This is a genomic window from uncultured Caulobacter sp., assembly GCF_947036865.1.
In the GTDB taxonomy this organism is placed as follows: Bacteria; Pseudomonadota; Alphaproteobacteria; order Caulobacterales; family Caulobacteraceae; genus Caulobacter.
This window is the reverse complement of sequence record NZ_CAMQSF010000080.1, coordinates 1-7,789: the sequence shown is the minus strand read 5'-3', so window position 1 is coordinate 7,789 and position 7,789 is coordinate 1. Positions and strand designations below refer to the sequence as shown.

Annotated in this window: 4 protein-coding genes and 1 pseudogene; 3 read left to right on the top strand and 2 right to left on the bottom strand. The window is 69.3% G+C overall.

Annotated features, from left to right (window positions below):
• Positions 1-51: 51 nt before the first annotated feature.
• Positions 52-2,970: a TonB-dependent receptor gene (locus tag Q0V34_RS20360; protein WP_297516117.1), complete on the bottom strand. Its 2,919-nt coding sequence runs from the start codon at positions 2,968-2,970 to the stop codon at positions 52-54.
• Positions 2,971-3,077: 107 nt separating this feature from the next.
• Positions 3,078-4,886 (bottom strand): glycoside hydrolase family 15 protein, encoded by a 1,809-nt coding sequence (locus Q0V34_RS20355; RefSeq protein WP_297516114.1) that lies wholly within the window; start codon positions 4,884-4,886, stop codon positions 3,078-3,080.
• A 209-nt stretch (positions 4,887-5,095) separates the two neighbouring features.
• Here Q0V34_RS20355 and Q0V34_RS20350 point away from each other — a divergent pair, with 209 nt between their 5' ends.
• From Q0V34_RS20350 to Q0V34_RS20340, 3 genes and pseudogenes are all read left to right on the top strand, one after another.
• On the top strand, positions 5,096-6,658 hold the full coding sequence (locus Q0V34_RS20350; RefSeq protein WP_297516111.1) for a L,D-transpeptidase family protein: 1,563 nt from the start codon (positions 5,096-5,098) through the stop codon (positions 6,656-6,658).
• Positions 6,659-6,829: 171 nt separating this feature from the next.
• Positions 6,830-7,474: a DUF882 domain-containing protein gene (locus Q0V34_RS20345; protein WP_297516108.1), complete on the top strand. Its 645-nt coding sequence runs from the start codon at positions 6,830-6,832 to the stop codon at positions 7,472-7,474.
• 99 nt (positions 7,475-7,573) lie between these two features.
• Positions 7,574-7,789, top strand: a pseudogene (locus tag Q0V34_RS20340) (hypothetical protein); the annotation flags it as partial.

Genomic DNA, 7,789 nt, shown 5'->3' with positions numbered 1-7,789 from the left:
CGGCGGCCTCACCCCCTGGCAGCGTGTAAACAACCTTCTTGGAAACGACACCTAGAACAGCAGCTTCCTGATGCTGAGCTGAACGACGCGGCCCTTCGGGTCCAGATAGTCGGGCTGATAGGTCACCGGCGTCACGCCATTGGCGTCGCGGACGGTCTGGCGGGCGTCGAACAGGTTGTTGACCGACAGGCTGAGACGCGTGCCGCGCAGGATCGGATGGGCCTGGACCAGCTCGCGCCGCACGCCGAGATCGGCGAACAGGCGCAGGTTGATGGTCGCCAGGTCCGAGAAGTCGAGGTCGCTGGACGCGCCGCCCAGGGTTCCGCCGCGCACGTGCGTGGCGCTCTGCCAGTTGGCCGAAAGCCGCGCGCCGAGACCGTAGTGGGTCAGGCCGGCCTGGGCCTCGATCTCGTGCCGGGCCTGACCGCCGCCCGAGCCGAGCACGTCGCCGTGCAGCAGGTCCAGCGTCGGCAGGCTGTCGGCGATGGTCACCTGCTCGCGCAGGTGGATGGTGTGGAAGAGCGCCAGCTGCAGCCGGGTGGCGCGCGGATTGCCGCCGCCCCGCCCGCCGAAGCCGCCGCCGCCGAAGCCACGCCCGCCGCCGCCGCCCCCGCCGTAGCGGCGGCCGTCGCCATCCGAGCGGCCGCCGCCGTCGAAGCTCGGACGAGGCGTGTCGTCGCCGACTTGTGGCGCTGGCGCTTGCGAGGCCTGGTTCGGATCGGTGGTCGCCGGCGCGGCGGGGCGGTTGGCGTCGGAATCGCCACTCGGCGCGCGGTTAAGCAGATCGGCGCCGGGGACCGCCTGGCCGTCCTGGCGCGCCCGGAACCCGCCGAAGCCGCCGGGCGGGGGCGGCGGCGTCTTGCCGATCTGGCGCGAGAAGTTGAAGCCCCAGCGGACCTGGTCAGTCTCGCGACGCGCGAAGTTGACGGGCCGCGTGTCGATGCGGGTCAGAGCCCCGGTCGCGTCGCGCTGGAAGCGGTCGGGGAAGGCGGCCTCGACCGCCGCCGTCGCGGCCGGGAAGCTGGCGACCGGGTTGTCGATGCGCACGCGGGTGTAGTTGGCGACGACCGACAGGCCCTGCACCTGGTCGGGCTTGAACGTGCCGCCCAGCCTCAGGACGTTGCGCTTTTCGGCCAGCAGGTTCGGATTGCCGCCGCTGATCCGCGTCACGTCGACGGTCTGGCCGGTGACATAGTCGAAGACGCGACTGTCGGGCGTGGTGACCAGAGGGCCGCCCAGCTGGGACAGGCTGGGCGCGTTCTCCTGGTGGTTCATCGAGGCCACCAGGGTCAGCGGCTTGACGGGCGACCAGTTCAGGCCGCCGCCGACGCGGGTCAGCGTCCCGAAGTCCGAGAGCTGGTGGGCGGCGAGGTTCACATTGACCGAAAAGTCGCCCAGCCCAGCTCGGACGCCCTTGCGCCGGCTGGTCAGGGGAAGGTCGAAACTGACCTGAGCATTGGCGTCGCGACGCGAGAGGTCGCTGTTGCTCTCAAGCCCCGCGCGGAACGAGCGCGCGTCGAGCTTGGTGCCGTTGACCCCGACCTTCAGGGTGGTCGACAGGTCGCCGGCCCTCAGTTTCATCAGGGCGCCGTTGACGACGAGTTGCAGGTCGCCCGTGTCGCTGATCGAGCGGGCGTTGTCGGTCATGACATTGGGCGCGCCGGTCAGCGGCGCGAACGGATTGAAGGTCGGGTCCAGCGCGTTCAGGCGGGCCTGGGCGCTGGTCAGGTCGACGCTTCGGTCGGTCAGGGTCTTGCTGATGGCGTGGTCGTAGTTGCCGGTCAGGGACAGGCGCAGGGCCTCGGTGTCGCGATTGAGGGTGAAGCCCAGGTGGCCGGCGACGTTGTTGGTGGTCTGCTCCAGCGGGTTCAGCTCGCCCAGATAGCGATAGAGAGCGACGTTCTGGCTGAACGGCGAGAACGGATCGCCGCCGGGGATGGTCAGGCGCGCCCGGGCCGGGCCCAGCAGGGCGTTGTTGCGCGAGGCGGTGAGGCCCAGGTTCAGCGTCGCCGAGACATTGTCGAGGATGTAGCGGTTGGTGACGGTGTTGATCGACAGCTGGGTGTTCTCCGGCAGCAGGGTTCGGCTGTCGGAGAGGTCGCTGGTGTTGGCGCGGTTGGCGGTGGGCAGGAAGGCCGCCAGGCCGGGCCGTCCCGTCGCCGCCGAGGCCGGGACGCCCGCCACGGTCACGGGCTGACCCGCCAGCGCGCTGAAGGCCGGATCGATCTGGCTCGCGCCGGGCAGGCCGGGGCCGATATTGCCGACCAGGTCGTAGAGGCCGCTCTGGCCGGTGCTGACGAGGTCGCGGTCGCTCTCCAGCAGCCGGTCGCTGTGCTGGATCTTGACGGCGAGGTTGGTGCGGCCCTCGCGGTTCAGCTGCAGGCGGCTCCAGTTCAGCTGCTCGCTGGTCTGGCCGCCGGCCGTGGAGCCGCCCACGCCCGCGTCGATCGTCGAGGCGCGGAAACGCTGGCGCAGGACGATGTTCACCACCTTCTGGTCGGCCGTGTAGCCGTACTTCAGCGCGACTTCCTCGGGCAGGATCTCGACGCGCTGGATGGCTTCGGTGGGGATGTCGCGGATCTCGCCCTGGCCGGAGATGCGGCGACCGTTCAGCAGCACCACGGGATCACCGCCCAGGCCGCTGGTGGTCTGGGGCTGCAGCTCGGTGAGCAGGTCCTCCATCGACGAGACGCCGAAGGAGCGCACGTCGGCGGCGTTGAAGGTCTCCTCTGGCGGGATGTCGCCCAGCACCGCGCCGTAGGGCTTGCCGCTGGCGGTGATGGTGACGGCCTCGACCTCGGTGTCGAGATCCTCGGGCGTGACGGGCTTGGCGGGGCTAGGCTTCGGGGTCGCGGCCTTGGCCGGCGTGGTCACCGGAGCGGGCGTCGCCGGCTTGGTCGTCTGCGCACGGGCGGCGCCGGCCAGCACGCTGATGGAGGCGCTGGCCAGGACCAGGTTTCGGCTCAGCAAGACGTATCTCCGCGTTGGGGACCAGGGGGACTCCGCAGGTGCCCGAGACGCATGACACGCGGATTTCAGACTTTTCCGTCGCCGCAACATCAGCGCCGCGATGACGCCTACCGCACCGAGGTCCAAGGCCGGCTCAGCAGGACGGCGCAGTTGATCAGGCCGACCAACGAATAGGTCTGCGGATAGTTGCCCCACAGCTCCCCGTCGGCGAAGCCGATGTCCTCTGACAGCAGGCCGGCGGGCGTGCGGCGCGACAGCATGTCCTCGAAGAGGTCACGCGCCTCGGCGGAGCGGCCCGACAGGTGCAGGGCCTCGATCAGCCAGAAGGTGCAGATGTTGAACGCCGTCTGGGGCGAGCCGAAGTCGTCGGGGATGGCGTAGCGCAGCAGATAGGCGCCGCGCCGCAGCCCCTCCTCGATCGCCTGCAAGGTGGCGACGTTGCGGGGATCGTCCGGCGTGTGGAAGCGCAGGTCCACGAGCTGCAGCAGGGATGCGTCGAGCTCGTCGCCCTCGAAGGTGGCGGCGAAGCGGCCCAGCCGATCGTTCCAGGCGCGATCCTCGATCACCTTGCGCACGTGGGCGGCGCGGCCGTTCCAGAAGGCGGCCTTGTCCCTCAGGCCCAGCTTCTCGGCGGCGTTGCCCAACCGATCGCACGCGGCCCAGCACATGGCCGAGGAATAGGTGTGGACATTGGCCCGGCCCCGGAACTCCCACAGGCTGGCGTCGGGCTGGTCGTGCCGGCGCCAGGCCTGCTCGCCGACGGGCTCGAGGGCCTCGAAGTCCTCGACCGTGGCCGGGCGCAGCAGGCGCTCGTCGAAGAAGGCTTGCACCGTCGACAGCACGATCTGGCCGTAGACGTCGTTCTGGATGTGCTCGAAGGCCTGGTTGCCGACGCGCACCGGGCCCATGCCGCGATAGCCGGGCAGGGCGGGGGCCAGGCGCTCGGTCAGCACCTCCTCGAAGCCGACGCCGAACAGCGGCTGGATGTGGCCGCCCTCGGCCCGGTCGACGATGTTGCGCAGATAGCCGAGATAGTTCTCCAGGATATCGACGGCCCCAAGTCGGTTCAGGGCCTGGACGACGTAATAGGCGTCGCGCAGCCAGCAGTAGCGGTAGTCCCAGTTGCGGCCGCTGTCGGCGTGCTCGGGGATCGAGGTGGTCAGGGCCGCGACGATGGCGCCGGTCTCCTCGTGCATGCAGAGCTTCAGGGTGATGGCGGCGCGGATCACCGCCGTCTGCCACTCCAGCGGCAAGGCCAGGCCCCGCACCCACAGTTTCCAGTATTGCTCGGTCTCGCGCAGCATGCGCTCGCAGGTCGGGCCGATCGGGGCGTCGAAGCCCTCGTCCGCGCCGAGATACATGGCGATCGGCCGCTCCAGCCGGAACGTGCGCTCTTCCAGGATGTGCGAGACCGGAGCGTCGGTGGACAGGCGCAGGGTCATGTCCGAGCACAGATAGCGGATGTGGTTCGAGCCCGAGGTGCGCTCGGCGACCCGGCCGCCCCAGTCGGCGGTGGGCTTCACGCGCAGGGTGATCCTAGCGACGCCGACCAGCGGGCGGATCAGGCGGATGAAGGCCGTCGGGCGAAAGGTGCGGCCGAACTGCTGGTAGCGCGGGGCGAAGTCGAGGATCTCGATCCGCGCGCCGTCCTCGTCGGCGATCTCGGTCCGCAGGATCGGGGTGTTGCGCAGATAGCCCTGGCGGACCTCGGCCCGGCGGTCGACCTGGACGTCCCACAGCCCCTTGGCGTCCGGCCCGTCGGGATCGGCGTCGTCGAGCAGGGCGCTGAACACCGGATCGGAATCGACCCGGGGCGCGCAGGCCCAGACGAAGCGGCCGGCGGTGTCGATCAGGGCGCTGACCGCGCAATTGCCGATCGGGAAGAGGTCGAGCGTCTTGTTCAAGTGATTACCCATGGCAGGCCCCAGCGAGCGCCGCCGTGGCGCTCCCCGTTTTTCAAGTGAAACCGACGGTGTGGCTTGCGGGTTCCTGTCCCTGAAAAACGTTCTCGGGAGCGGATCGGGGGGCTCGCCTTCCGCGCTACTCGCGTTGACGGGGAGGGCCGGGAGCGGCCATCTGGAAACCTTGACGCGGCCTGGCCGCGCGTGCGGCGGGCTGTTCGACGGTGATGCGAGTTTCGAGATTCCACGGCGTCCTGGCGGCGGCGTTGAGCGTTCTGTCTCTAGCGCCGGCTCAGGCGCAGTCCCAGCGTCCGCCGCTGGCCGGCGGTCGTCCCGCCCCGAGCGTCCCCCAGACGCCGCCGCAACGGGTTCCGCAACAGGCCGCGCCGCTCGTGGCCGCGCCGAGGCCTCCGGCCCTCGCCGATCTTTCGGCGATCCAGCTGCGGCCCGACCAGATCGACCTGCTGCGCCAGACCCTGAGCGACGCCTATCTGCATGGCTTCGAGCCGGGCGCCTTCTCGCCGGACCAGGCGATCGGCCTGCTGCAGGCCCGCGATCCGCGCGCCCAAAGCGCCGGACAGACGCAACTGATCAGCCTGACCCTGGCCTATGCCCGCGCCGTGCGGACGGGCCGTCTGCCCGCCAGCGGCTTCATGAACGAGTGGGGCCTGCGTCCCGCGCCTTACGATCCCGCGCCGGACTTCGCCGCCGCCGCGCAGCAGGATCGGCTGGCCGAGTGGCTGGCCAGCCTGCCGCCGCCCTATACCGGCTATCAGACGCTGCAAAAGGGCTTGGCGACCTATCGCGAGATCGCCGCCAGGGGCGGCTGGGCGCCGCTGCCCGCCGGACCGGACCTGAAGGAAGGCGCCAAGGGCGCGCGCGTCGTCGCCCTGGAGGCCCGTCTAGCCCTCGAGGATCCCACCGTGGCCGTCGATGGCGCGCCGATCTTCGACGCGGCCCTGACCCAGGCGGTCCAGCGCGCCCAGAAGCGGTTCGGCCTCAATCCGAACGGCATCGTCGACAAGCGCACGATCGCGGCGCTCAATGTGCCGGTCGAGCGGCGGCTGGATCAGATCCAGGCCAATATGGAGCGCTGGCGCTGGCTGCCTCAGACCCTGCCGGCCGACCGCATCCAGGTGAACGTGGCCGCCGCCATCCTGTCGGTGTTCCACCATGACGTCCCCAGCCTGACCATGCGCGCGGTCACCGGCCGGCCCGGCGACGAGACGCCGATGCTGTCGTCGATGATCCACTCGATCGTGCTCAATCCGCCGTGGAACGTGCCGCCGTCGATCGCGGCCAAGGAGCTGTGGCCCAAGGAGCGGGCCAGTCCCGGCTATCTGGCGCGCAACGACTTCATCGTCATTCCGACCGGCGACGGCGGCTCGCGCCTGCAGCAGAAGGCCGGACCGAAGGCGGCGCTGGGCCAGGTGAAGTTCGACTTCAACAACCCCTACGGCGTCTATCTGCACGACACGCCCAGCCGCTCGAAGTTCGACAGTTTCAGCCGGCTGGCCAGCCATGGCTGCGTGCGCTTGCAAAAGCCGATCGAACTGGCCAAGGCGCTGATGGAGGGCGATCCGACCTGGACGCCGGAGATGATCGACCAGACGATCGCTTCGGGTGACACCGTGCGGGCCAAGCTGCCGCAACAGATCGCGGTGTTCCTGCTCTACTGGACCGCCTATGTGACCCCGGACGGGCAGGTCAATTTCCGTGACGATCCGTACGGCTGGGATCGCGAGCTGGTGCAGCGTATCGCCGCACTTCGCCCCGGCTCAGCTTGATTTCAGGACGCTTTTGGTTTGTCCTCGCCCCCACTTCCAGAGCCTGTCCGTTTCGGATGAGATCATCCGAAAGGGATAAACAGGCTCTGCTTCAAACATCTAGAGCGTGATGGCCGCCGAAACCGCGCACACTTTCGGCTATCACGCTCTAGTGCGGGGTAAGGCGTACCTATGCAACGACGCAAGCTGCTCCAGATGGGGCTTGGCCTTCTGGGGGCGGGGTTTCTGCCGGTCGCGGACGCGCGGGCCGACGACGATATCATCGGGGCGATCCTGGAGGGAAAACAGCCGATCGCGCCACAGGTTCCCGTCATAGCCGCGCCGCCCGCGCTGAGGGCTCGGCCGACGCAAGCGGCGCTGGTCGATCCGCGCTGGGTGCACCTGCACAACGTCCACACCGGCGAGAAGCTGGAGGCGGTCTACTGGGAGCGCGGGGCCTATGTGCCCGACGCGGTGAACGCCCTCGACAAGGTGCTGCGCGACTATCGCAACGACGAGGTCCACCCGATGAATCCGGGCCTCTACGACATCCTCGACCAGGTCGCCAAGAAGACGGGGACCAAGGGGCCGTTCCAGGTGATCTCCGGCTATCGCTCGCCGGCGACCAACAAGATGCTGTCGGAGCGCAGCGGCGAGGTCGCAAAGCACAGCCTGCACATGGAAGGCGAGGCGATGGACATCTTCCTGGAGGATGTCGACCTGAAGTACGTCCGCGCGGCGGCCCTGGATCTGGGCAGGGGCGGGGTCGGCTACTATCCGACCAGCAACTTCGTGCACGTGGACGTCGGTCCGGTGCGCAAGTGGGTCGGCGCCTGACGTCGGCTTTCGTCGCGCGCTGGTAACCAAGCTCTAGTTCCGACGTTTAGAGCATGGTAGCCGGCTGTATCGGCTTTGGCGTGGCGAAAAGGCGAGACGATGAGCGAGCGTCGGAGCAATCCGTTCGGCTGGGTGATCCTGGGCTTCATCATCGGCGTGTTGGCGACCTTCGGGACGATCCTGTTCCTCAGCGCCGGCGACGGCGGCTACGAGGACGGCCCGGCCGAGACCCGCACCGCCGCCGATGACGCCGCCGCGGCCGCGATGGCCGCCAAGTCGAACGCTTCGCGCGCCGCCCCGCCCAAGGCCGAGGCC